Here is a 21,938-nt window from a genome sequence, read left to right as displayed (position 1 = left end):
CGGCTGCTGGCACGTAGTTAGCCGTGGCTTCCTCGTCAGGTACCGTCAAGGTACCGCCCTGTTCGAACGGCACTTGTTCTTCCCTGACAACAGAGCTTTACGATCCGAAGACCTTCTTCGCTCACGCGGCGTTGCTCCGTCAGACTTTCGTCCATTGCGGAAGATTCCCTACTGCTGCCTCCCGTAGGAGTCTGGGCCGTGTCTCAGTCCCAGTGTGGCCGGTCACCCTCTCAGGTCGGCTACGCATCGTCGCCTTGGTGAGCCGTTACCTCACCAACTAGCTAATGCGCCGCGGGCCCATCCTGCAGTGACAGCTAAAAGCCGCCTTTCAACCGAAAACCATGCGGTTTTCGGTGTTATCCGGTATTAGCTCCGGTTTCCCGAAGTTATCCCAGTCTGCAGGGCAGGTTGCCCACGTGTTACTCACCCGTCCGCCGCTAACCTAAAGGAGCAAGCTCCCTTCGGTCCGCTCGACTTGCATGTATTAGGCACGCCGCCAGCGTTCGTCCTGAGCCAGGATCAAACTCTCCAAAAAAAGTTTATCACCAAATGCTCTTGTCAGAATCAACAGGCACGCTTTTCGTTTTGTTCAGTTTTCAAAGATCATTTTCCGCTGTATTTTTACAGCGACTTTTTCAATATACAACTATTCAGAGCAAAATGTCAAGAGTTTTTTTAAAAAGTAATTTTTTATTCATGACTAATGTCTCATTGATCTTAACGACATTTGATATTATACCACCATTAACCACTAATTGCAATATAAATTTTTATAAAAAAAGATTTATTTTTGATAGTCGTTAGACAAAAATTGATTTAGTAGACGAAAGCATACTCATTCAAATAATTATCTGTTAGAACATATTTTACCACAAACAAACGCATTGTTAAGCACCTCTTACTGTTTGTGATCCGCTAAAATTTCTATCTAACGAGCCAAAGGAAAATCGATGTCAAGCATTTGTCAGCATCACCGTTTTCATAAACCCGATTTCACCGGATTGAAACATGACACTGTGAAGCAATTTATCGATCGAGACAATAGTTTCCTCAACTTAAAAAAAGACGCGATGCAGCCAAGTACAAATAAAACCAGAATGCTGATGCAGCCATAGCATTTATTTTTTTGTATTAAAAATGGACAAGCATGAATATATAAAATTTAGAGAGACAAAAGCGGGAGGGATAAAAATGGATCTGGCTTTCTTAATTATTGCTTATTTTTTATCCATTTTCCATTTTGCATATGGATATAAAGAAGCTATAAGAATAAGCGAAGAAAACGGAAAAGTGAACGGTTGGTCCGTCATTTTTTCGTTTCCACTCGGATTTATATTTGCATTTTTTACAAACTTTTTTTATCACAAAATATATTTATAAATTCAATCAGTAGATTTATACAATCTTTACGGAAAAGCTTTTTCCTTCATCTTTTCATTGAACACGAATATTATCACAAAAAACTCATTTTTTATGAAGAAATAATAAAACCCTTGGTCAACAAGGGTTTTTTAAATGGAGCATAGGGGGCTCGAACCCCTGACCTTCGCGCTGCCAGCACGACGCTCTCCCAACTGAGCTAATGCCCCATTTTTCATTTGTCACAGACAATATTATAGCGTGATGATTTTTCCAATACAAGTATAAATTTATACAAATGACGAAATTTCATAAGAGGTTTTTCTCCTGTAAAAAGTTGATGCGGTAACGCTCTTTTCAAAGATATATCAGAATTTACATGGACCAATTACTTATCAAAATCATACGATGGTTACAGAGGGGGGAACGATAAATGATTGCAATTCAAAATAGGCCTATTACAGCTAATGAATTAAAAGAATTTTTTTCAGATGCAAAAGATCGGGAAATTATTGATTGGATGGCAAACAGCCACAAAGTTTATCGCTATGAATCCTTAAATGAATTAAAGTTTGAAATTTTATTCAGGAGAAAAACGATCGAAGCTTCGCTCGACCTTTTAAAAAGCAAAGCGCAATTTGCGACATTTGAAAATTCATACTGTCATGATCGCTTCTGGCAGCTGAGCAGTAAAGGGGCGTTTTTGTTAAAAAAAGATGTGACTCCGGCAAAAGGAATAGAGGACATTTTTATAAATGGAAATAAATATGCATTTGAATGTGCAACAGCTATAGTCATTGTGTTCTATAAAGCTGCTCTTGATTCAATAGGAGAAAAAGCTTTTAATTATTTATTTGCAGATCTTGTTTTATATGACTGGCATTACGACAAAGACCTCGGAGTCCGAACGATCGTTACGACTGATTTTGTCCCAGGAGACTGCGTTTATTTCAACAACCCGGATTTTAACCCGGAAACACCACAGTGGCGGGGGGTAAATGCGATTCATCTCGGCAATAATCTGTATTACGGTCACGGAATCGGAATTCGTGACGCAAAAGGCGTCATCGAAACGTTAAATCGATATCGAAAAAGACAAGCGGTTGAATCGGCTTATTTAAAAGATCAAGTTACAAGACCGAATTACAAGTACCTATCAACTTATCAAAACAATATTCGTGAAAATAAAAATAAACGAATTTCGGCTAGAATCGGGCAAACTTTTTATACATTTTAACTAAAACCTATCCTTTTAAAATTTTTGTATAATATGTCCGTTTTCTAGGTCCGTCAAACTCGCAAAAATAAATGCCTTGCCATGTCCCAAGCAGCAAATTTCCTTCCAAGATGATAACGTGCTGGGATGCTCCGACAGTACTTGCTTTCATATGAGCAGCAGTATTCCCTTCAAAATGCCGGTCAAGCGGATTCTCCCATGGGTACAGCTCATCGAAACGGCGAATCATATCCCGCTTTACGTCAGGATCAGCATTTTCATTGATCGTAATGCCTGCTGTCGTGTGCGGACAGTATACCACAACTATCCCTTCTGAAACGGCTGATTCATGCACAAACTGTTGAATTGACATTGTAATGTCTATCATTTCATCACGCCGGCTCGTCTGTAATATAAATTTTTTTAACATGATAAACACCGCCTCTTAGCCTTGCGCTTTTTCTAAAATGACAAGGGGCCTATTATACGAATAAGCCCCTTTTCCAATTTTTATTCTTCTTGAGATTGGAAGAAAATCATCACGAATTTCAGAAGTTCAAATAGAGATATTAAAGCTGCCGCAACATACGTTAAAGCCGCTGCATTTAATACTTTATTGACTCCGTGCTCTTCTTCGTTTCGGATAAAGCCGTCGCTTACTAAAATAGCTTTTGCTCTAGAGCTCGCATTAAACTCAACAGGCAATGTGATCAACTGAAATGCAACTGCAGCGGAGAAAAAGATAATCCCAAGCCCTAACAAGTTTAAGCTTTGTAATAAAAACCCGGCAATAAGCAAAATCGGAGCAATTCCCGATGTAAGATTGACAACTGGAAACATTTTATGTCTTAACACAAGAGCACCATACCGTTCTTTATGTTGAATTGCGTGTCCGCACTCATGCGCCGCGACGGAGACGGCCGCAATCGAATTTCCGTAATAAACCGGCTCTGATAACCGCACAACCCGATGAATTGGATCGTAGTGGTCTGTCAGATGCCCGTGAACAGGCTCGACTGGAACGTCATAAAGTCCGTTTTGATCCAAAATTCTCCGCGCAACTTCTGCCCCTGTTAAATGACTCGAAGCGATCACATCGGAATACTTAGCAAAATTCCCTTTCACACGGAATTGCGCCCAAATAGATATTCCGAAGGCAATGAACACCAGAATGTCCATCGGATGAAAAAGCATTTTGAAAAACCTCCCGTTCTATTTTTTATAGTTAACAATAATATAACAATTTTTGAAGGAATTTGTACAGAATTTTGTATCAATGTAAAAGAACTGACACATGTCTTTACTATTCTACGATGACATGAACCATTTCATTCAGCTTTACTGTAAAATCACCCCATAATTATGAATTCAGCTGTCCAACATATTCATACGCATTTGTATACGAAAAGTTTCATTTTCAAAAAAGAATTTGCACATACTAATACAGGGGTGTTGAGATGAAACTTAATAATGAAGAGAAAAAACAACTGAGTACCGCAATTGATAACATGAACGATGCGTTAGATGTTTTTATCGAGCTGTACAATGAATCAGAAGAAGATGTAAGCATTATAGAATTTGAAGATCAAACCATCAAGGCGATTAAACGCGCGGTCGATGCATACGGAAAAGAGGCCGTTTCCAAAAAAATCAATACAATTATTACAGAAATTTTCTCTTTTCTTGCCGAAACGAAAGGAAGTAAATCATGAAATCGACAAAGCTTTGGATTCAATATTTAAGGTGGCCGGTTTTTATCCGAATGTCTGTTATTGTGTTAATGATTTTAATTTTGTTTGGCACGATGATTTCTTACATAGAACCGAAGGAGTTTCCTACACCTTTTGAAGGCATATGGTGGGCTCTTGTAACAATGTCTACAACCGGTTATGGCGATTTCGTTCCAAAAACTTTTTTGGGACGTACATTCGGAATGATACTAATTTTGACCGGAGTAACATTTTTAACATCCTATTTTACGAATTTATCAGCTGCTGCTGTAAAAAGGCAAAATGCCTATATTGACGGGGAAATTCCTTTCAAAGGGAAAAACCATTTTTTATTAATTGGCTGGAATGAAAAAACAAAGGAGATTATTGAAACACTGCGTATTATAAAATTTTACTGCCCTATTGTTCTTATCGACCAAACATTATCTGAGGCACCTTATATTGATGAAAACATACACTTTATTAAAGGAAATCCTGCCGATGATCAAATTTTAAATAAAGCAAACATTAAAGAGGCAAAAGCTGTCTTCATAACAGCTGATCAACATAGAAACGAATTGGAAGCCGACATGCTCACGATTTTAGTATTAATTACGGTAAAAGCGTCAAATCCGTCCGTGTACACCATTTGCGAAATGATGACAAAAACACAAACATTGAATGCCAAACGGGCGGGAGCTGATGAGATTATTCAATCTTTCCAGGTGGTTGGTCAAGTCTTTTTAAACAGCTTCTTATTTCAGAATGGATTTTCGAATGTTATATTAGAGCTCGGGAAAGTATACGGCGCCCGCTTAACAATTGAATCTCCAACAGACCAGGACATCGGGAAAAATTTTCAGCAATTACATAATGACCTGTTTTCCAATGGCATCATTCTTTTTGGCATCAAAAGAGGGGAAGAGATTTTTCTAAACCCTCCCCACAATTTTACAGTCGTTCAACACGATTGTTTAATAGCTTTAAAAAACTAATTTAATCTTCTTTCAAGCTCTTGAATTAGTGTCTCTCCTAATTGAACATAGGGCTCTGAAACATCGGCATCTTTTTCCGCCGGTTCGGAAAACTGATTAAAGGAGGCTTGGAAGTTTCCAATCACCGCATGATCGTCAAGTCCCTCTTTATATTTGTGGGTTAAAATAAAAGGCCGGCCGAGTCTTACCGTTGCATTATGTGCATCCAATTGTCCGTCGACAGCACGAAACGGTATTCTTAAAAAGTGGTATCCGTCGTCATCATCCATCAGATAATCAAAATAACCGTGATCATAATCCCAATTCCCTCCAATTGTGTATCCTAACTGTTTTAATTCCAGTTCTAAATCGTATAAAGGATATTGTTTTCCTTCCAAAGATGAAGAAATTTCAATCATAACTTAAACACCTTCCTGCTCATTTTTTATTATGTTTACCCAATGGTGAAAAAGTAGTCATGAAAGATGCTCTTCAAGCTTTATGGAAAATGGCGATTTTTGCATTCGGGAAATATTCGAGCGAATTGTTCGTTTGATGGAAAGTCATTATTTTAAGTTAAAAAATTGGTTTATTATTTCGAATTTTGCTCAAACTATGCGGATCCCTCTTCCCAATAATATGCTCCACGCTCTTACAGCGGACAGATAAAAGTTAAAGGGCTTCTGTTAATGGAAGGGATATAACGTGACAGTCAAAAATATTGCGATGAAGAGCAAATTGTGTATTTATTTTTCTAAATAAAGGAATAAAAGAGCAACATTGCATTCCAATTGTCGGAAGCGGGCAGCAGATAGACAAAAATAAAACAGCTGTAGCTTGAAATAGCTACAGCTGCTGTTTAATCAAATTCTGTCTGCTTGGCAAAGGAAAATTTAGCAATTGCCGTTCTTTTTTACATGATTCCCTTTATTTCAAGCGTTTTTCAAGCTCAGCTTTTTTCTCTTCAAAGCCCGGTTTGCCTAAAAGAGCGAACATGTTGATTTTGTATGCTTCTACGCCTGGCTGGTCAAACGGGTTAACGCCAAGTAAATAACCGCTCATTGCACAAGCTTTTTCAAAGAAATAAACGAGATATCCGAATGTATAAGCGTTTAATTCAGGAATGGAAACAATGAGGTTCGGTACGCCCCCGTCAGTATGAGCTAAGAGAGTCCCTTCAAATGCTTTTTTATTGACAAAATCAACAGATTTTCCGGCTAAATAATTTAATCCGTCCAGGTTGCTTTCATCTTCTTCAATCGTTATGTCATGCCGTACCTTCTCTACATGTAAGATCGTTTCAAATATGTCCCGGCGCCCTTCTTGCACATATTGTCCTAACGAATGCAGATCTGTCGAAAAGTTGGCTGAAGCAGGGAAAATACCTTTCAAATCTTTTCCTTCACTTTCCCCGAAAAGCTGCTTCCACCATTCCGCAAAATATTGAAGAGCCGGCTCATAATTGATGAGCATTTCAATTGTTTTCCCTTTATTATAAAGAATATTGCGCGCAACGGCATACTGGTAAGCTGGATTCTCCATTAGCTCAGAAGAAGAAAAATCTCTTCTTGCATCTTGAGCGCCCTTCATAATCTCTTCAATATCCACTCCGCTTACCGCAATCGGAAGAAGCCCGACAGCAGTTAGAACAGAATATCGGCCGCCGACATCATCCGGGATAATAAATGATTCATATCCTTCTTCATTTGCGAGTGTTTTGAGGGCTCCGCGCGCTTTATCTGTCGTAGCATAAATACGTTTTTTCGCTTCTTCTCTTCCATATTTATCCTCTAATAATTTGCGGAAAATTCGGAACGCTATCGCTGGTTCTGTCGTTGTTCCAGATTTAGAAATGACATTAATGGAAAAATCTTTTTCTTTTATAAAATCAATAACATCTTGGATATATGTAGAACTTATATTGTTTCCGACAAAAATAATTTGCGGCGCTTTTCTTTGGCTTTTTGAAAGAGCATTAAAAAATGAATGGTTCAACATTTCAATTGCAGCTCGAGCACCTAAATAAGAACCTCCGATTCCGATGACAAGCAATACATCAGAATCCGAACGGATTTTTTCGGCACATTGTTGAATCCGTGCAAATTCCTCCTTGTCATAATCTTGCGGCAAATCGATCCAGCCTAAAAAATCACTTCCTTGACCTGATTTTTCATGCAAGGAATGATGGGCAACCTTTACAAAATCTTGATAATATGTAAATTCTTGCTCACTAAAAAAAGATAAAGCTTTAGAGTAATCAAAACGTACATGTGCCATAAGCCAATTCCTCCATCTCTAAAAATTTATCTGCCATGTCTTCCACTTTATCGAAAATATTTGTCGAAATCAAGAAAACAATAAACAGAACAGGCTCATTATTCCTGCTATCAGATGTATAAATTTTTCATTTTGATACAAGTTAATAAGGAAAAATTCAACTTAAAGGAGGTAGCAACATGAGCACTTTACAGCGGATTGCACTGCTTTTTACAATAATCGGAGCCCTGAACTGGGGTCTTATCGGATTTTTTCAATTTGATCTTGTGGCAGCTATTTTTGGCGGCCAAAATGCTGCTTTATCTAGAATCATTTATGGTATAGTCGGTATTGCCGGTCTCATTAATCTTGCTCTCTTATTTAAACCTGATGCAGAATTTGCCCGTAATGAGCCTAAGACGGAAACAAGATAAAGACAACAAGCATTTCAATGAGATCAAAATTCGGAGCTTAAAAAATCGACATAATTTTCTGTAAAAAAATCTTCTATAATTTTTTTCTAAAATCGACAGAACCGAAAAGTAGGGTTCAAATAAACCGGCATAATTGCCGGTTTTTTTCATTAGCGCAGCTTGAAGGATTGCCGCTTTTCGAACTTCTATAACCGATATACATTCGATAAATCTTTAAAAGAATGTCCGGGCAAAGTTCGATAGCAGTCTTTGTAACACGAATAAGTATTAAAAAGCAAATTCGTGTTCTACAATAACGTTTCCGTAAAATTCCGCCATGACAGCGATGCGTATGTCTTTATTTTTTTATAATATTTTCGTGTTTTGATTGTTCAATCCATTCCTGCAGCTTTTCACGCAATGTATTAAAGCCTCTTGACGCTTCGCTTTCTGTTTTTTGTTTAGCAATTGGTTTTGATTTTTCTTCCACTGCCTTAATGGATAAGCTGATCTTTCCCGATTCATGATCAACCGAAAGAATTTTTACATTTACTTCATCGCCGACCTTTAAGTAATCCCGGACATCTTTTACATATCCGTGGGCAATTTCCGAAATATGCACTAGACCTTGCGTTTCTTCATCCAATGCTACAAATGCACCGTACGGCTGGATTCCTGTCACTTTACCAACTAAAACAGCCCCGATAGGATATTGATTAGCCATTTAAACACTCCTAATTCATAATTTCTGCTTAAAACGAATATGCGGTGATCAATTATAACACAATGTACTCATTTGAGCAAAAATAAATAAAAAAACCTGGCCTCATATTAGGCCAGGCAATAAAAGCATTATAAAGATTGTACAAATCGTTTGATCCTTTTCATCGCTTCTTGAAGCTGCTCCATAGATGATGCGTATGAACAACGAATATATCCTTCTCCGCTTTGGCCAAAAACATTGCCGGGGACTACTGCTACTTTTTCTTCTAAAAGCAATCTCTCCGCAAATTCCTCGGAAGACAATCCGGTGCTTTTAATGCTTGGAAAAGCATAAAAGGCACCGCCCGGCATATGGCAAAATAAACCGGCTTCATTTAACGACTGAACAATGTAGTTTCTTCTTCTTTGATAGCTTTTCCGCATGTATAAAACATCTTCATCATTTTCCAATGCTTCTAATGCAGCGTATTGGGCCATTGTCGGCGCGCACATGATCGAATATTGATGAACCTTCAACATTGCACGCGCAAAAACTCGGTCAGCAGCTATATACCCAAGCCGCCATCCTGTCATGGCAAAGCCTTTAGAAAAGCCGGAAATAAGAATTGTCCGTTCCTTCATACCTTCAATACTCGGCATGCTTACATATTCATCTTCATAACAGAGCTCAGCATAAATCTCATCAGCCACTACCAGCAAGTCATATCGCTTAGCAATTTGTGCAACTGCTTCCAGCTCTTTCTTCGATAAAACCGTTCCTGTCGGGTTGTTTGGCGTACAAATCATAATGGCTTTTGTCTTACTTGTAATATATTTTTCCAAAATTTCCGGATTGACTTTAAATTCTTCTTCTCCAAAGGTAGATACGCTGACAGGCTTCCCTCCCGCGAGAGTGACCAGAGGCGCATATGAAACAAAGCAAGGTTCTATTATTAATACTTCATCCCCGCTATTAATAATAGACCGGAAAGCTATATCGATCGCTTGACTCGCACCAACTGTTACAATAATTTCTTCAGCCGGATCGTACTGTAAATCAAAACGTTTGAACAAATACTCGCTGATTTTTTCGCGAAGCTCATACAATCCAGCGTTTGCTGTATAAGACGTAAATCCTTGTTCCAAGGAAAGAATGCAGGCTTCGCGTACATTCCATGGAGTGACAAAATCAGGCTCTCCTACACCAAGTGAAATAACGCCTTCCATATTGGCAGCCAGGTCAAAAAACTTGCGGATGCCTGATGGCTTCATATTTATGACAGTTTCTGACAAATATGAATGTAACGTCTTCATTTTCATGGTGACACCACGATTCTTTTATCTTTATCTTCGTGATCAAAAATGATTCCGTCATGTTTATATTTTTTCAAAATAAAATGTGTTGTTGTAGATAAAACGGATTCAAGCGTTGACAGCTTCTCCGATACAAAACGGGCTATATCATTCATTGTTTTTCCTTCAATCACGACAGAAAGATCATAAGCGCCTGACATTAAATAAACCGATTTAACCTCGTTAAATCGATAAATGCGTTCGGCAATTTCATCAAACCCTACGCCTCTTTTTGGAGCCACCTTTACATCGATCATGGCTGTTACGCCTTCATGTCCGTCTACCTTTTTCCAATCAATGGTTGTCGCATAATTCACGATGATTTTTTTCTCTTCTAAACCTGAAATCAATTTCTTTGTCTCTTCCTCAGAAAGTCCAATCATTTTCGCAATTGTTTCAGGTGTTAATCGGCTGTCTTCCTCCAAAATTTCTAAAATTTCTGTTTCCTTTTCAGTCAATTTCATTTTTGTAAATCCCCCTAAAATGGAATCTTCAGATAATTATATCACGTTCCAGAATTTTTACATCACTATGCCAGAAAATTTTTTAAATTGATGGATAAACTAACGGTACAAAATTACTGAAAGGAGAAATAAGCATTGCTAAAGGAAATCCATCACAAGATGAAAATATTAGGAACAAATATATATTACGAATATTATCATCATCCACAACAAACAGATACGATCGTGCTGATTCATGGATTTTTATCCTCCACCTTCAGCTACAGAAAATTAATCCCTTTATTAAAAAAGCACTTTTCCATTATAGCCATTGATCTTCCCCCATTTGGGAAATCCGAAAAAGCAACGAAGTTTTTCTATTCCTATCACAACATGGCAAAAGCGGTTATAGAGCTTTTAGAACGTTTGCAAATCAAACAGGCTGTAATTGTCGGCCATTCCATGGGCGGACAAATTTCTTTATATGCAGCTAAGCAAAAGCCAGATTTGTTTAAAAAAATTGTGCTCATTTGCAGCTCTGGTTATATGCAAAAGATGCCTTTCACTCTCATCTTTTGTTCATATCTCCCGTATTTTTACCTTTACGTTAAAAGACAATTTATCAGGCAAGGCGTATGGAAAAGCTTATGCAGTGTCGTGCACGACCAATCGCTCATTAACGAAGACATGATATACGGTTACAGCGAACCGTTTTATGACGATAAAATTTTCAGAGCATTGACCCGAATGATTCGTGAACGGGAAGGTGATCTTTCCTCACAAGACTTAAAAACGATTGAAATCCCGTGCTTATTAGTATGGGGGGAAGAAGATAAAATCGTTCCAATCGAAGTCGGATACCAGCTTCAGAAAGATTTGCCCATCTCTCGTTTTGTCTCCTTTAAACAAACAGGCCATTTAGTGCCTGAAGAGCGGCCATATCATGTTAGTAGTCACATTTTTGATTTTTGTTTCGGCTAAATAGGCAAGTGTTTTTACAATAGTTGACATGACACATTTTTTTTAATCGCCAATAATTTTTTGGCGATTTTTTCACATTCCTTTAAAGGTATAACCTCATCAAAAGAGAATTCGTAAATTGACTGAATCTTCCTAGCCAACTGTAAAGGGTGATCAATTGTATGAACAGCTTGAATGCAATCAATTATTTCCATTTCGTAAGCATCATTGCCCAGTTGGAGCGGATCCCATTCACTTAACAGTTCAATCATAAATAAATTTGCCTCTTTTTGTTCCATATCGCTTCCCCCAAATTGGTACAAAATGTTTGCAATTGTATTTTAGCACATATACATTGGTATTGAGGTGAGAAGATGAGTGATTTTGATCAAGTAATAAAAAGAAAAGGAACACAATCTTACAAATGGGATTTCACAAAAGAAGTGTTCGGACATGAAGATGTTTTGCCAATGTGGGTAGCTGATATGGATTTCAAATCTCCCGATGCGGTCATAGCGGCTTTGAAAGAACGAGTCGAACACGGTGTGTACGGCTATACTGGCGTCACCTCCAAAACAAAAAAATCGGTTCAAAATTGGCTAAAAACAAGACATGGATGGGAAATTTCAACCGCTTCACTTGACTTCTGTTCAGGCGTTGTAGAAGCAATGAGCATAGCTATCCAAGCATTAACGGAAGAGGGGGACCGGATTGTAATTCAGCCCCCGGTATACAAGCCTTTTTTTGACATGGTGAAGTTAAATAACCGCATTGTGGTGGAGAATGAATTACTTTTAAAAGACGGGCGTTATTCTATCGATTTTGAAGATTTGGCGGAAAAACTGAAAGATCCATCCGTCAAAATGCTGATTCTTTGCAATCCGCAAAACCCGAGCGGAAGAGTATGGACTAAAGAGGAGCTTGCGAAAATCGGTGAATTGTGCTTAGCAAACGATGTCTATGTTTTTTCAGATGAAATTCATTCAGATATTTTGCTGTTCGGCAATAAACACACTCCTTTTGCTTCCATCAGTGAATCATTTGCCCAAAATTCCATTACAGCTATTGCACCAAGCAAAACATTTAATCTTGCTGGCCTTCAAGCTTCAACAGTGATCATCCCCAACAGGGAAATATTAGGAAAATTTAAACAAGTAAAAAGGAAGCAGGGGCATTTTTCTTTAAATATTTTTGGCATTGCGGCAATGGAAGCAGCCTACAATAACGGACATGAATGGCTGGATGCACTTCTTCTTTACCTTGAAGAAAACGTAAAACTTGTCGAACAATTTATTGGGGAGCATTTAAAAAGCATAAACGTAATCCATCCTGAATCTACATATTTAATTTGGCTCGATTGCCGTTCATTAAATATGACTGAACAACAATTGAAAAAACGGCTGCTTGAAAAAGGAAAATTAGCTTTGGAAATGGGCAGCAAATACGGCAAGGCTGGAGAAGGTTTTGTGCGGATGAATATCGGCTGTCCTCGGCAGATGGTCCTAGATGGATTAAAGAGGCTAAAAACGGCTCTTTCTTAATATTCGTTGGGAGGCATCGCCTCCCGGTTTCAGCTTCTTTCTTTCTCATTCTCTGAAATCTTTTTCAGCAGCTCATTCGCTTTTTCTTCTTCCTTGCGGGATATTTTTTTAAAAAAAATGACCGCAACTACAGCTAAAATGATAAAAGGAACCATTTGCAAAAAACCATATAAATATTCAATTTTATTTTCCGGAAAATATAGAATAAAATTTAAAAGCCATTCCATGATCATCACGACCTTTCAAATCAATTCTATCTTTTACTATAGCAAAATTTTGCTTGTTAATGCCATCTGCTCTGAACAATAAAAGTGTACAATAGTTGAAAACATGACAATTGATGGAGGGATAAACTTTGGATATAAAAGTCGGGGATATTGTTACAGGCATTTATAAAACCGGGAAATATATCGGGGAAGTTACCGAAATTCGGGCAAATCATTATTTAGTAAGAGTAAAAGCGGTTTTAAAGCACCCGATGCAAGGGGATTTGCACCAGCCGAAACAAGCTGATGTTCCGTTCTTTCATGAACGTAAAGCACTTTCCTTCAATGAACAAGCAAATATTCCAAAAAAAATGGTTCACCATTATAACGGGGAAATTCCTGAATACGAAACTTCTTTAAAAGAAGCTGCCGCTGCTTTAAAGAAGGAGCTTGAGGAAGATGGAAGCGAATGGGCATTGCGTTCTCTTGAAAACCTGAGCCGATTAGAGAAGGAGTATTTTAAATCATGAAAAAGGCCACTACAAATTGCAGCTGGCCTTTTCATGTCGCTTGCTTTTGCCATAATTTTGTTAAATCTATTCGTTCACCAATTGTCAGCGGCTTTGGTTTCAGAAGATATTGCTTATCTTTTTCAATCAGCTTAAAAATATTAAAAGTTGTTAACGCATCGTCAAGTGCACGATGATGCTTGCCGATTCCTTTTTTGCCGTATTCCTCCACAGCTTTCCACAAACCGGTTTGATTGCGGTCGCCAAAAAATTTTTTATATTCCATTGATAAATCGATCTCCGTACCTGCTATTGGAAATGGCAGTCCATGCTCTTTGCAATTATGGCGAAGAACTTTCATGTCCATGTTGCCCCATGTCACGATCATTGTTTCTTCCCCTTGGGAAAGCTTACGAAGAAGATGAACCAATTCAGAAAATGATAGACCGTTATCAACCTGTTCCTGAGTAATTTCTAAAAAACGCTTACATCGTTCTGTTAATTTTGGGAAAAATCTAGGTTTTACAAATGTGGAAAACGTTTCTTTAATTTTTCCCCTTTCTACCTTTACGACACCCGCCTCGATAATTTCCGGAAAAAAACCTTCTGGATTCATTTTATTCTCAGCCATTGTAAATTCAAAATCAATAAATAACTGCTTCCTGGCCTCCACGTTCATCCTCCCCCCTTATGAATCACTGCTCCGAAAACACCGTTACTTCATTATATCATTTAACAAGAATAAATATCTTCCATTTCGGAAAATAAAAAATTTTTTATGAATTTTTTATTATAAAATAGAAGAGGAGTGAATATCGATGAAGCCAAAAAAAATCATTCTTTTCGACGGCATGTGCAATTTTTGCGATTCGACCGTAAATTTCATCATTTCGCACGATCCAGATGAAATTTTTATATTCGCACCGCTGCAATCAAGCAAGGGAAAGGAATTATTACAGCAATTCGGCCTTTCGACTGAATCTTTTGATTCGCTCGTATTATTGGATGGGAATCGCTGTTATACAAAATCCACTGCTGCTTTACATATCGCCAAACACTTAAGCGGGTTTTTGAAAATATTTTACGGATTCATCATCATCCCGAAACCAATTCGCGATTTTTTTTATCAGATCATTGCTAAAAACCGATATAAATGGTTCGGTCAAAAAAAATGCAGTCTTCCTAGTGAAAACATAAAAAAACGTTTTTTACAATAATCCGAGGAAATTTTAAAACTTCCTGTTCATCTCATAAATTGGGGCTGTCTTAGAAAGTCAAAATCCATTGAAAACGAAACATCATAAACATTTGATATATCAACATTTCTAAAACATTAACGGGGCGTCTATAAGCCGGAAAATCGACTTATTAGACAGCCCCGAAACTGGACAATCGCCAATTTCTTTTAAAAAACTCGATTTTACTTGTATTTGCTTAAATATTTTTGCATTTCATTCTTAGTAATTGATGACACGAATGTATTCTCTTGGTGCAAACTTTTCTTCCTTCATATTTTTGGAAAAAGTATTGATTGGCGTCCACTCATATGTTGGATGTACATATGTCTGTTTCGTTTGTTCATGCAAATACCATGAAATGCTGAATAAAAAGATAAAAATTAAAACGGCTGTCATTACCTTTTTTGTCATCATACCACCTCATTTTCAAGGTGGGAAATTTCACAAAAAAATATACATTTTATGATTTTTTTGATACGATATTTGTGGTCATATGAACTTGAAATTTAAAAAGCTATATATGCAAAAAATATTGAGAACAATAAAATACAGAGTCCAAAACATTGGGTGAGGAGGGTTTACATGACATTTCTGCATTGGGCTATATTATTTCCATTTCTATTTGCTTTCATGGTACCATTCCTATATAAGACATTTCGGAAAATACATACTGGATGGTTTGTGCTTCCCCTTCCTATATGTTTATTCATATTTTTTCTTCAATTTTTGCCGGGAGTTAAATATAAAGAAGGTATCGTACAAACTGTTAAATGGATTCCATCATTAGGAATTGATTTTGCTGTTTATGTGGACGGACTCAGCCTTCTGTTTGCTTTGCTCATTACCGGTATCGGCTCTCTCGTTGTTCTTTATTCGATCTACTATTTGTCGAAGGAAAAAGAACAGCTGAATGCGTTTTACGTTTATTTGTTGATGTTTATGGGGTCAATGCTTGGAGTAGTCTTAACTGATAATACTATTGTTTTATATACTTTTTGGGAAATTACCAGCTTTTCTTCTTTTCTATTAATTGGCTATTGGCATTATCGGGAAAGATCACGTTACGGGGCGCTAAAATCGATGCTTATTACTGTTTTTGGCGGACTTTCCATGCTTGGCGGATTTATCTTGCTCTACATCATGACTGGAACATTCAGCATTCGTGAAACAATTGTCCAAAGCAGCAGTATCGCCGACAATGGATTATTTATCCCAGCCCTTATTCTGCTCTTATTGGGAGCATTTACTAAATCTGCCCAATTTCCTTTTTACATTTGGCTGCCTGATGCGATGGAAGCGCCAACGCCAGTCAGTGCGTATCTCCACTCAGCAACGATGGTGAAAGCAGGCATTTATTTAGTTGCTCGATTCACACCTGTATTTGCAGGAAGTGCCGAATGGTTTTGGATCGTTTCACTTTTCGGAATTTTCACCTTATTCTGGGGATCCTTCCATGCGGTGAAACAAACAGATTTAAAAGCGATGTTAGCCTTTTCAACTGTCAGCCAGCTCGGCATGATTATGTCCCTTTTAGGTGTCGGCTCCGCCGCCCTCTTGTTTGATCATTTTGAATTTTATTCAGTTGCGATTTTAGCAGCGATTTTCCATTTGATTAACCATGCGACATTTAAAGGCAGCCTATTTATGGTTGCAGGCATTGTTGATCATGAGACAGGTACTCGAGATATTAGAAAGCTTGGCGGACTCATGTCCCTTATGCCCATTACCTTTACGATCGGTTTAATCGGCGCGTTTTCTATGGCAGGTCTTCCACCATTTAATGGATTTTTAAGCAAGGAAATGTTTTTTACCGGTATGATTCGAGTATTGAACATGGATGTATTTCAAACAGAAACATGGGGGTTTTTACTTCCAGTGCTCGCATGGATCGGCAGTGTTTTTACATTTATTTACAGCATGATGTTTGTTTTTAAAACATTTGCTGGAAAATTGCAGCTGGAAAATCTGCCTAAAAAACCCCACGAGGCGCCGATCGGAATGCTGATTCCGCCTATTGTGCTGGCATCCCTTGTTGTTATTTTTGGATTTTTTCCAAACTTGCTTGCTTACAGCTTAATCGAACCGGCAATGAAATCTGTCATGCCTAGCGTGTTGAAGGATGGGGAACATTTTCACATCCATATTTCACATTGGCACGGCTTTACTGCGGAATTTTGGATGACAGTTGGCGTAGTGATACTTGGAATATTCCTATACTTGACAGCGTCAAAATGGAAAAGAGTTTACGATCTGCAGCCGAAATGGATGACGCTCAATCAATTATATGATCATTCTTTAAAAACGGCAGGCAAAACTTCCAACCGGCTGACAAGCTTTTATATGACTGGATTTATTCGCGACTATCTCGTCTATATTTTTGCATTTATGATCATGGCAGTTGGAGCGACAATGATCATCAAGCAATCGATCTCTTTTGCTGCGGATGATGCTGCACCTGTCGGAATTTATGAATTGATCCTGTCGATTGTTATGATCGCCGGTTCTATCACAGCTGTTTTGGCAAGATCCAGATTGACAGCCATTATTGCGCTTAGCTCCGTCGGGTATTCACTCGCACTGTTTTTCGTTCTATTTAGAGCGCCGGATTTAGCCTTAACGCAGCTAGTTATTGAAACGATATCAACTGCCTTGTTTTTGCTTGCTTTTTATTTCTTACCTGAGCTGCAGAAAAAAGATAAAACTCGAAGATTCCGCCTGGTGAATTTTATAATTTCAGCAGGTGTCGGGGGGATTGTAACGCTGCTGGCCATTTCCGCAAGCAGCGAGCGCACTGGAAAAACGATCGCGGAATACTTTCTGGAAACGAGCTATAGCTTGGGCGGCGGATACAATGTCGTCAACGTTATACTAGTTGATTTCCGCGGCTTTGACACGCTGTTTGAAATAACTGTTTTGGCAATCGCAGCGCTTGCTGTCTACAGTATGATTCGCCTTCGCACAGGAGGGAAAGACGTTGAAGAAAACGGGTTTAAAAACGAATGATCTTATTTTGCAAACAATTACAAAAATCGTGCTTTTTATCGTGATCATTTTTTCGTTCCATTTATTTTTCGCTGGCCATAATGCCCCTGGAGGCGGGTTTATCGGCGGGCTCATCACGTCAGGAGCAATCGTTTTATTATTGATCGCTTTTGATGTCAAAACCGTGAAATCGATTTTGCCCATTAATTATCTTAAAGTGGCGGCGTTCGGATTATTGATTGCGATTTTATCGGGGATCGGCTCCTTTCTTTTTGGAGTTCCGTTCCTTTCCCATACACATGGCCACGTTCACATACCGCTTTTAGGCGATACGCATCTTGCGACTGCTGTCATTTTTGATCTCGGTGTATATTTTGTTGTTGTTGGTGTGACAATGACGATTATTCAAACGATTGGGGAGACGGAATAATGGAGATTGTAACTTCCATTGTTGCAGGAATTTTGTTTATGACAGCTACATATTTAATGCTTTCAAAAAGTTTATTGCGGATCATTATTGGAACAGGTCTATTGAGTCACGGAGCTCATCTCCTCATTTTAACGATGGGGGGACTGAAAAAAGGAACTGTTCCGCTGCTAGATGAACACGCAGCTTCTTATGTAGACCCTTTGCCGCAAGCACTTATATTAACTGCAATTGTCATTAGCTTTGGAGTAACAGCCTTCTTTTTAGTGTTAGCCTACAGATCTTATCAAGAACTTGGAACAGACGATATGGATCAAATGAGGGGAAATGAGGGGAAATGATCAGAAATGAATAACAATATCATAATTTTACCGATTATTATTCCTATGATAACTGCAGTATTGCTTATTTTTTTCAATAAACAAGAAAAAGTGCAAAAATATTTAAGCGCTGTTTCTTCCGTTATAAATATCGGCATTTCCGTTTTCCTTGTTCACTATGTTCATACAAACGGAATCATTTCCCTTGAAGTCGGGGATTGGAAAGCGCCGTTTGGGATTGTTCTTGTAGCCGATATGTACGCGATTCTGCTTGTTTTAACGGCAAACATTATTGTTTTTGCCTGTTTGCTATTTTCCTACAAAATAGTAGATTATCATCGAAGCAAATTTTTCTACTATTCCGGCGTCATGTTTTTATTGACCGGAGTGTCCGGTGCTTTTCTGACAGGAGATCTTTTCAATCTGTTTGTGTTTTATGAAGTTATGCTCATGTCTTCTTATTTTTTAATTGTTCACGGAAATTCAAAGCCGCAATTAAGAGAAACTATTAAATACATTTTAGTAAATGTTATTTCATCCGCTTTATTTGTCATATCCGTTGCATTTCTATATGCTGTAACAGGTACATTAAACATGGCTGACTTGAGCCTGCGAGTCGCAGAATTAGGCTCATCCGGCATCATCGCGGCCATCTCCATCATGTATTTAATTGTATTCGGATTAAAAGGAGCCATTTTCCCGCTTTTTTTCTGGATGCCCGGCTCCTATCAGGCTCCGCCAGCAGCTGTTACGGCCCTGTTTGGTGCTCTTTTGACAAAAGTTGGAGTCTATTCGATCACAAGAGTGTTTACGCTTATTTTTTTGCAGGACATTGCATTTACTCATACGTTTATCGCATGGCTGGCGGTACTTACGATCATATTTGGCGTTATTGGCGCCATTAGCTTCTCGGATATTAAACAGATCGTGATATACAACATTTTGACAGGCGTTGGTGTCATTTTATTCGGAGTGTCCACAATGACCAAATCAGGTTTAGAGGGATCTGTTTATTACATGATCCATGATATGATTATTAAAGGGTTGCTGTTCCTTTTGGTCGGAATCGTCTTTTCGATCACTGGAACAACAAACCTTGAAAAATTCAGTGGACTAATAAAAAAATACCCAACACTTGGGTGGATGTTTTTTATCGCCGCATTAGCTTTAGCCGGCATTCCACCATTAAGCGGTTTTATCGGGAAACTAAAAATAGTCCAAGGGGGATTTGAGCAAGGTGAATTTGTATTAGCTTTCGTAGTCTTGCTTTCAAGCCTTTTAGTCCTATATTCTGTGATGAAAATATTTATTAACGGTTTTTGGGGAGAGGAAAAAATTCCGCAAGTTCGGGAAACCAGTCAAGTAAAAAGTCTTTACGTTCCAGCTGCTTTCTTACTTGCTCTCTCATTATTTTACGGGCTTGGCACAGAATTTATCTCTTCATACATCAAACAGGCAGAACAGGTTCTTCTTTCTCCTGATCTTTATATTGAAGCCGTATTAAAGGAGTAGATCACATGGCCTTTCAAATACTGTTAAATTTTATAATTGCCATTACATGGATGCTTTTGCAGGATGACTACTCATTCATCACATTTTTTATCGGATATCTTTTAGGTATTATCATTCTTTTCGCGCTGCGCCGTTTTTTTCCAAGACGATTTTATCTGTACAATATTGCCGCTGTCATAAAGCTCATGTTCATCTTTTTGAAGGAGCTTGTCCTTGCAAATATTGCTGTTTTAAAAATCGTTTTGTCGCCAAAATTGAAAATGAAGCCTGGAATTTTTGCCTTTGAAACAGAATTGGAAAAAGATTGGGAAATAACAATTCTATCCAATCTCATTACTTTAACACCAGGAACATTTGTTATTGATATTTCCGATGATAATAAAACGCTTTATATCCATTCTGTGGATATAGCGAATGTCGAACAAGCAAGAAAAGATATAAAAAGCAGTTTTGAGAAAGCTATTAAGGAGGTGAGCCGTTAATGTTTGAATTAATTATTTGGATTTCTTTGGCTCTTATCGCTTCTTCCTCTTTCTTATTGATGATTCGGCTCATCAAAGGCCCATCCGTTCCAGACCGCGCCATATCATTAGATGCGATCGGCATTAACTTAGTCGGGATCACAGCGATCATGTCGATTGTTTTAGATACAAGCGCTTTTTTGGACATTATTTTATTAATTGGAATTTTAGCTTTTATCGGCACAGTATCGATTGCTAAATTCTTGGAGAAAGGAGAAATTATCGAAAATGATCGAAACAATCAGTAAGTTTGTGATCGGATATCTCATTCTCCAAGGAGCCTTTTTCAGCCTAATTTCCGCCATTGGTGTGTTGAGGCTACCAGATGTATATACGAGAAACCATGCGGCTTCCAAAAGCGCGACATTAGGTGTGCTCTCTATTTTACTAGGGGTGTTCTTATATTTTTGGGTGCTTGAAGACCATATGAATGGAAGAGTTTTGCTGGGAATCCTGTTTATATTTTTAACATCGCCTGTAGCAGGACATTTAATCAGCCGCGCTGCTTACCATACAAAAGTGAAACTATGGGAAAACAGCAAAATTGATGAGTTAAAAGAAAAAAAGAAAGCAAAGGATAAGGTTCATTCATGAGCCTTATCTTTTTTAACAATCAAATTGGACGGGACTTCTTATTTAAAGAATGCCTTCTGACTTCGCAATTAATACGGCTTCTGTCCGAGAACTGACGTGCAGCTTATTAAAAATGGAAGTCAGACTATATTCAATCGATCTTTTGCTTAAATGCAGCTTATCTGCTATTTCTTGATTTGTTAACCCTCTTTCGACTTCCATTAAAATCATTTTTTCCCGATCTGTTAAAGGCTCATTTGCTTCTTTCATAGATGGCGACTTTAATGTCTGTCGTTCAATCAATTTTTTTACGTAATCAAATGATAGAATAATCTCACCAAGCAACGCATGGCGAATGTGCGATAATATTTTCTCTTTTGACTCCGTCTTGCTGATTACTCCATGAATGCCTAAGGAAATCGCTTCTTCCATATAATCATTGACATCATATCCAGTATAAAGAAGGACTTTGCATTGGTGTTCTTGGGATGTTATTTGCTTTGCCAGTTCAATCCCGTTGACGTCACCTAAATTCATATCCATAAGAACTGCATCATATTGCAAAAAATCGATTTTCTTCATAAGTTCAGCCGTATAAGGAGGCTCCAGACAATCCACTTCAACTTCAGAATCCGTTTCCAATATCGCTTTTGTCCCTTCTCTCACAGCAGGATGATCGTCAATCACTAAAATACGAATCATGTTTTCCACCTCTTTAGACAAA

Annotated in this window: 28 protein-coding genes, 1 tRNA gene and 1 rRNA gene (1 of these 30 only partly in view); 16 read left to right on the top strand and 14 right to left on the bottom strand. The window is 38.1% G+C overall.

The genetic code is table 11. The features are described 5' to 3' along the window. Positions 1–535, bottom strand: a 16S ribosomal RNA gene (locus NSR00_RS16455) (it extends 1,019 nt beyond the left edge of the window). A 656-nt stretch (positions 536–1,191) separates the two neighbouring features. Here NSR00_RS16455 and NSR00_RS16450 point away from each other — a divergent pair. Continuing rightward, a complete protein-coding gene (locus NSR00_RS16450) occupies positions 1,192–1,380 on the top strand; it encodes a hypothetical protein (RefSeq protein WP_063387041.1) in 189 nt (62 codons plus the stop codon). 136 nt (positions 1,381–1,516) lie between these two features. Here NSR00_RS16450 and NSR00_RS16445 read toward each other — a convergent pair. Continuing rightward, a tRNA-Ala gene (locus tag NSR00_RS16445) sits at positions 1,517–1,589 on the bottom strand. A 203-nt stretch (positions 1,590–1,792) separates the two neighbouring features. Between NSR00_RS16445 and NSR00_RS16440 the strand changes: the two genes are divergently transcribed. After that, a complete protein-coding gene (locus tag NSR00_RS16440) occupies positions 1,793–2,596 on the top strand; it encodes a protein-glutamine gamma-glutamyltransferase (protein WP_340789836.1) in 804 nt (267 codons plus the stop codon). A 7-nt stretch (positions 2,597–2,603) separates the two neighbouring features. Here the strand turns inward: NSR00_RS16440 and NSR00_RS16435 are convergent, their stop codons facing one another. Both NSR00_RS16435 and NSR00_RS16430 read right to left on the bottom strand, forming a co-directional pair. After that, entirely contained in the window at positions 2,604–3,005 is a 402-nt protein-coding gene (locus tag NSR00_RS16435) for a secondary thiamine-phosphate synthase enzyme YjbQ (RefSeq protein WP_340789834.1), read from the bottom strand. Positions 3,006–3,085: 80 nt separating this feature from the next. Next, entirely contained in the window at positions 3,086–3,769 is a 684-nt protein-coding gene (locus NSR00_RS16430) for a zinc metallopeptidase (RefSeq protein WP_340789832.1), read from the bottom strand. A gap of 263 nt (positions 3,770–4,032) precedes the next feature. Here NSR00_RS16430 and NSR00_RS16425 point away from each other — a divergent pair, with 263 nt between their 5' ends. Next, positions 4,033–4,287 carry a hypothetical protein gene (locus NSR00_RS16425; RefSeq protein WP_063387045.1) on the top strand — a complete coding sequence of 85 codons (255 nt, stop codon included), beginning with the start codon at positions 4,033–4,035 and terminating at the stop codon, positions 4,285–4,287. After that, on the top strand, positions 4,284–5,279 hold the full coding sequence (locus NSR00_RS16420; protein WP_340789830.1) for a potassium channel family protein: 996 nt from the start codon (positions 4,284–4,286) through the stop codon (positions 5,277–5,279). Before NSR00_RS16425 ends, NSR00_RS16420 begins: the two co-directional genes overlap by 4 nt. Here the strand turns inward: NSR00_RS16420 and NSR00_RS16415 are convergent. Both NSR00_RS16415 and NSR00_RS16410 read right to left on the bottom strand, forming a co-directional pair. After that, on the bottom strand, positions 5,276–5,677 hold the full coding sequence (locus NSR00_RS16415) for a YugN-like family protein (RefSeq protein WP_340789829.1): 402 nt from the start codon (positions 5,675–5,677) through the stop codon (positions 5,276–5,278). The genes NSR00_RS16420 and NSR00_RS16415 overlap by 4 nt on opposite strands. Before the next feature lie 508 nt (positions 5,678–6,185). Beyond that, complete coding sequence (locus tag NSR00_RS16410) at positions 6,186–7,535, bottom strand: glucose-6-phosphate isomerase (RefSeq protein WP_063387048.1); 1,350 nt, start codon at positions 7,533–7,535, stop codon at positions 6,186–6,188. A gap of 179 nt (positions 7,536–7,714) precedes the next feature. Between NSR00_RS16410 and NSR00_RS16405 the strand changes: the two genes are divergently transcribed. After that, a complete protein-coding gene (locus NSR00_RS16405; protein WP_063387049.1) occupies positions 7,715–7,948 on the top strand; it encodes a DUF378 domain-containing protein in 234 nt (77 codons plus the stop codon). 337 nt (positions 7,949–8,285) lie between these two features. On the opposite strand, the gene yugI is transcribed toward NSR00_RS16405, so the two are convergent. From yugI to NSR00_RS16390, 3 genes are all read right to left on the bottom strand, one after another. Further along, on the bottom strand, positions 8,286–8,651 hold the full coding sequence (gene yugI / locus NSR00_RS16400; RefSeq protein ID WP_340789827.1) for a S1 domain-containing post-transcriptional regulator GSP13: 366 nt from the start codon (positions 8,649–8,651) through the stop codon (positions 8,286–8,288). Between the two features lie 128 nt (positions 8,652–8,779). After that, a complete protein-coding gene (locus tag NSR00_RS16395) occupies positions 8,780–9,949 on the bottom strand; it encodes an aminotransferase (RefSeq protein ID WP_340789825.1) in 1,170 nt (389 codons plus the stop codon). Then, positions 9,946–10,446 (bottom strand): Lrp/AsnC family transcriptional regulator, encoded by a 501-nt coding sequence (locus NSR00_RS16390; RefSeq protein ID WP_063387051.1) that lies wholly within the window; start codon positions 10,444–10,446, stop codon positions 9,946–9,948. Before NSR00_RS16390 ends, NSR00_RS16395 begins: the two co-directional genes overlap by 4 nt. Positions 10,447–10,605: 159 nt before the next feature. Between NSR00_RS16390 and NSR00_RS16385 the strand changes: the two genes are divergently transcribed. Next, on the top strand, positions 10,606–11,406 hold the full coding sequence (locus NSR00_RS16385; protein WP_340789886.1) for an alpha/beta fold hydrolase: 801 nt from the start codon (positions 10,606–10,608) through the stop codon (positions 11,404–11,406). Between the two features lie 14 nt (positions 11,407–11,420). Here NSR00_RS16385 and NSR00_RS16380 read toward each other — a convergent pair whose 3' ends face one another. Next, on the bottom strand, positions 11,421–11,684 hold the full coding sequence (locus NSR00_RS16380) for a DUF1871 family protein (RefSeq protein WP_340789823.1): 264 nt from the start codon (positions 11,682–11,684) through the stop codon (positions 11,421–11,423). A 75-nt stretch (positions 11,685–11,759) separates the two neighbouring features. On the opposite strand from NSR00_RS16380, the gene NSR00_RS16375 reads away from it, so the two are divergent. Further along, positions 11,760–12,926: a MalY/PatB family protein gene (locus NSR00_RS16375; RefSeq protein ID WP_340789821.1), complete on the top strand. Its 1,167-nt coding sequence runs from the start codon at positions 11,760–11,762 to the stop codon at positions 12,924–12,926. Positions 12,927–12,955: 29 nt separating this feature from the next. On the opposite strand, the gene NSR00_RS16370 is transcribed toward NSR00_RS16375, so the two are convergent. Further along, a complete protein-coding gene (locus NSR00_RS16370; RefSeq protein WP_340789820.1) occupies positions 12,956–13,153 on the bottom strand; it encodes a hypothetical protein in 198 nt (65 codons plus the stop codon). Between the two features lie 128 nt (positions 13,154–13,281). On the opposite strand from NSR00_RS16370, the gene NSR00_RS16365 reads away from it, so the two are divergent. Beyond that, positions 13,282–13,662: a kinase-associated lipoprotein B gene (locus NSR00_RS16365; protein ID WP_340789818.1), complete on the top strand. Its 381-nt coding sequence runs from the start codon at positions 13,282–13,284 to the stop codon at positions 13,660–13,662. A gap of 31 nt (positions 13,663–13,693) precedes the next feature. Here NSR00_RS16365 and kapD read toward each other — a convergent pair whose 3' ends face one another. Then, positions 13,694–14,314 carry a 3'-5' exonuclease KapD gene (gene kapD / locus NSR00_RS16360; protein WP_340789816.1) on the bottom strand — a complete coding sequence of 207 codons (621 nt, stop codon included), beginning with the start codon at positions 14,312–14,314 and terminating at the stop codon, positions 13,694–13,696. 145 nt (positions 14,315–14,459) lie between these two features. On the opposite strand from kapD, the gene NSR00_RS16355 reads away from it, so the two are divergent. Continuing rightward, positions 14,460–14,858, top strand: a complete 399-nt coding sequence (locus tag NSR00_RS16355) for a thiol-disulfide oxidoreductase DCC family protein (protein ID WP_340789814.1) — start codon at positions 14,460–14,462, stop codon at positions 14,856–14,858. A gap of 240 nt (positions 14,859–15,098) precedes the next feature. On the opposite strand, the gene NSR00_RS16350 is transcribed toward NSR00_RS16355, so the two are convergent. Next, positions 15,099–15,290, bottom strand: a complete 192-nt coding sequence (locus NSR00_RS16350; protein WP_340789813.1) for a hypothetical protein — start codon at positions 15,288–15,290, stop codon at positions 15,099–15,101. 171 nt (positions 15,291–15,461) lie between these two features. Here NSR00_RS16350 and NSR00_RS16345 point away from each other — a divergent pair, with 171 nt between their 5' ends. Genes NSR00_RS16345 through mnhG form a run of 7 tightly spaced genes read left to right on the top strand, consistent with a single transcriptional unit; the run spans position 15,462 to position 21,235 of the window. After that, the gene (locus NSR00_RS16345) at positions 15,462–17,882 is read left to right on the top strand and encodes a Na+/H+ antiporter subunit A (RefSeq protein WP_340789810.1); all 2,421 of its coding nucleotides are present in this window, start codon (positions 15,462–15,464) and stop codon (positions 17,880–17,882) included. Further along, positions 17,854–18,291: a Na(+)/H(+) antiporter subunit B gene (locus tag NSR00_RS16340; protein ID WP_340789809.1), complete on the top strand. Its 438-nt coding sequence runs from the start codon at positions 17,854–17,856 to the stop codon at positions 18,289–18,291. Before NSR00_RS16345 ends, NSR00_RS16340 begins: the two co-directional genes overlap by 29 nt. Then, entirely contained in the window at positions 18,291–18,629 is a 339-nt protein-coding gene (locus NSR00_RS16335; RefSeq protein WP_340789808.1) for a Na(+)/H(+) antiporter subunit C, read from the top strand. Before NSR00_RS16340 ends, NSR00_RS16335 begins: the two co-directional genes overlap by 1 nt. 6 nt (positions 18,630–18,635) lie before the next feature. Continuing rightward, the gene (locus tag NSR00_RS16330; protein ID WP_340789806.1) at positions 18,636–20,120 is read left to right on the top strand and encodes a Na+/H+ antiporter subunit D; all 1,485 of its coding nucleotides are present in this window, start codon (positions 18,636–18,638) and stop codon (positions 20,118–20,120) included. Positions 20,121–20,125: 5 nt separating this feature from the next. Further along, a complete protein-coding gene (locus tag NSR00_RS16325; protein WP_340789804.1) occupies positions 20,126–20,602 on the top strand; it encodes a Na+/H+ antiporter subunit E in 477 nt (158 codons plus the stop codon). Then, entirely contained in the window at positions 20,602–20,889 is a 288-nt protein-coding gene (locus NSR00_RS16320) for a Na(+)/H(+) antiporter subunit F1 (protein ID WP_063387063.1), read from the top strand. Before NSR00_RS16325 ends, NSR00_RS16320 begins: the two co-directional genes overlap by 1 nt. Beyond that, complete coding sequence (mnhG, locus tag NSR00_RS16315; protein ID WP_063387064.1) at positions 20,870–21,235, top strand: monovalent cation/H(+) antiporter subunit G; 366 nt, start codon at positions 20,870–20,872, stop codon at positions 21,233–21,235. Before NSR00_RS16320 ends, mnhG begins: the two co-directional genes overlap by 20 nt. A 42-nt stretch (positions 21,236–21,277) precedes the next feature. Here the strand turns inward: mnhG and NSR00_RS16310 are convergent, their stop codons facing one another. After that, positions 21,278–21,916 carry a response regulator transcription factor gene (locus tag NSR00_RS16310; RefSeq protein ID WP_066249242.1) on the bottom strand — a complete coding sequence of 213 codons (639 nt, stop codon included), beginning with the start codon at positions 21,914–21,916 and terminating at the stop codon, positions 21,278–21,280. Positions 21,917–21,938 lie beyond the last annotated feature (22 nt).

The organism is Aeribacillus sp. FSL K6-8394 (assembly GCF_038008865.1).
GTDB lineage: Bacteria > Bacillota > Bacilli > Bacillales > Aeribacillaceae > Aeribacillus > Aeribacillus composti.
Note: the sequence above shows the minus strand (reverse complement) of the source record. Positions and strands in the feature narration are given on the sequence as shown.

Excerpts from the sequence above, each read along its gene's own strand:
- NSR00_RS16450 (WP_063387041.1), top strand. The coding sequence starts at position 1,192 with ATGGATCTGGCTTTCTTAATTATTGCTTATTTTTTATCCATTTTCCAT.
- NSR00_RS16440 (WP_340789836.1), top strand. The coding sequence starts at position 1,793 with ATGATTGCAATTCAAAATAGGCCTATTACAGCTAATGAATTAAAAGAA.
- NSR00_RS16435 (WP_340789834.1), bottom strand. The coding sequence starts at position 3,005 with ATGTTAAAAAAATTTATATTACAGACGAGCCGGCGTGATGAAATGATA.
- NSR00_RS16430 (WP_340789832.1), bottom strand. The coding sequence starts at position 3,769 with ATGCTTTTTCATCCGATGGACATTCTGGTGTTCATTGCCTTCGGAATA.
- NSR00_RS16425 (WP_063387045.1), top strand. The coding sequence starts at position 4,033 with ATGAAACTTAATAATGAAGAGAAAAAACAACTGAGTACCGCAATTGAT.
- NSR00_RS16420 (WP_340789830.1), top strand. The coding sequence starts at position 4,284 with ATGAAATCGACAAAGCTTTGGATTCAATATTTAAGGTGGCCGGTTTTT.
- NSR00_RS16415 (WP_340789829.1), bottom strand. The coding sequence starts at position 5,677 with ATGATTGAAATTTCTTCATCTTTGGAAGGAAAACAATATCCTTTATAC.
- NSR00_RS16410 (WP_063387048.1), bottom strand. The coding sequence starts at position 7,535 with ATGGCACATGTACGTTTTGATTACTCTAAAGCTTTATCTTTTTTTAGT.
- NSR00_RS16405 (WP_063387049.1), top strand. The coding sequence starts at position 7,715 with ATGAGCACTTTACAGCGGATTGCACTGCTTTTTACAATAATCGGAGCC.
- yugI (WP_340789827.1), bottom strand. The coding sequence starts at position 8,651 with ATGGCTAATCAATATCCTATCGGGGCTGTTTTAGTTGGTAAAGTGACA.
- NSR00_RS16395 (WP_340789825.1), bottom strand. The coding sequence starts at position 9,949 with ATGAAAATGAAGACGTTACATTCATATTTGTCAGAAACTGTCATAAAT.
- NSR00_RS16390 (WP_063387051.1), bottom strand. The coding sequence starts at position 10,446 with ATGAAATTGACTGAAAAGGAAACAGAAATTTTAGAAATTTTGGAGGAA.
- NSR00_RS16385 (WP_340789886.1), top strand. The coding sequence starts at position 10,606 with ATGAAAATATTAGGAACAAATATATATTACGAATATTATCATCATCCA.
- NSR00_RS16380 (WP_340789823.1), bottom strand. The coding sequence starts at position 11,684 with ATGGAACAAAAAGAGGCAAATTTATTTATGATTGAACTGTTAAGTGAA.
- NSR00_RS16375 (WP_340789821.1), top strand. The coding sequence starts at position 11,760 with ATGAGTGATTTTGATCAAGTAATAAAAAGAAAAGGAACACAATCTTAC.
- NSR00_RS16370 (WP_340789820.1), bottom strand. The coding sequence starts at position 13,153 with ATGGAATGGCTTTTAAATTTTATTCTATATTTTCCGGAAAATAAAATT.
- NSR00_RS16355 (WP_340789814.1), top strand. The coding sequence starts at position 14,460 with ATGAAGCCAAAAAAAATCATTCTTTTCGACGGCATGTGCAATTTTTGC.
- NSR00_RS16350 (WP_340789813.1), bottom strand. The coding sequence starts at position 15,290 with ATGACAAAAAAGGTAATGACAGCCGTTTTAATTTTTATCTTTTTATTC.
- NSR00_RS16345 (WP_340789810.1), top strand. The coding sequence starts at position 15,462 with ATGACATTTCTGCATTGGGCTATATTATTTCCATTTCTATTTGCTTTC.
- NSR00_RS16335 (WP_340789808.1), top strand. The coding sequence starts at position 18,291 with ATGGAGATTGTAACTTCCATTGTTGCAGGAATTTTGTTTATGACAGCT.
- NSR00_RS16330 (WP_340789806.1), top strand. The coding sequence starts at position 18,636 with ATGAATAACAATATCATAATTTTACCGATTATTATTCCTATGATAACT.
- NSR00_RS16325 (WP_340789804.1), top strand. The coding sequence starts at position 20,126 with ATGGCCTTTCAAATACTGTTAAATTTTATAATTGCCATTACATGGATG.
- NSR00_RS16320 (WP_063387063.1), top strand. The coding sequence starts at position 20,602 with ATGTTTGAATTAATTATTTGGATTTCTTTGGCTCTTATCGCTTCTTCC.
- mnhG (WP_063387064.1), top strand. The coding sequence starts at position 20,870 with ATGATCGAAACAATCAGTAAGTTTGTGATCGGATATCTCATTCTCCAA.
- NSR00_RS16310 (WP_066249242.1), bottom strand. The coding sequence starts at position 21,916 with ATGATTCGTATTTTAGTGATTGACGATCATCCTGCTGTGAGAGAAGGG.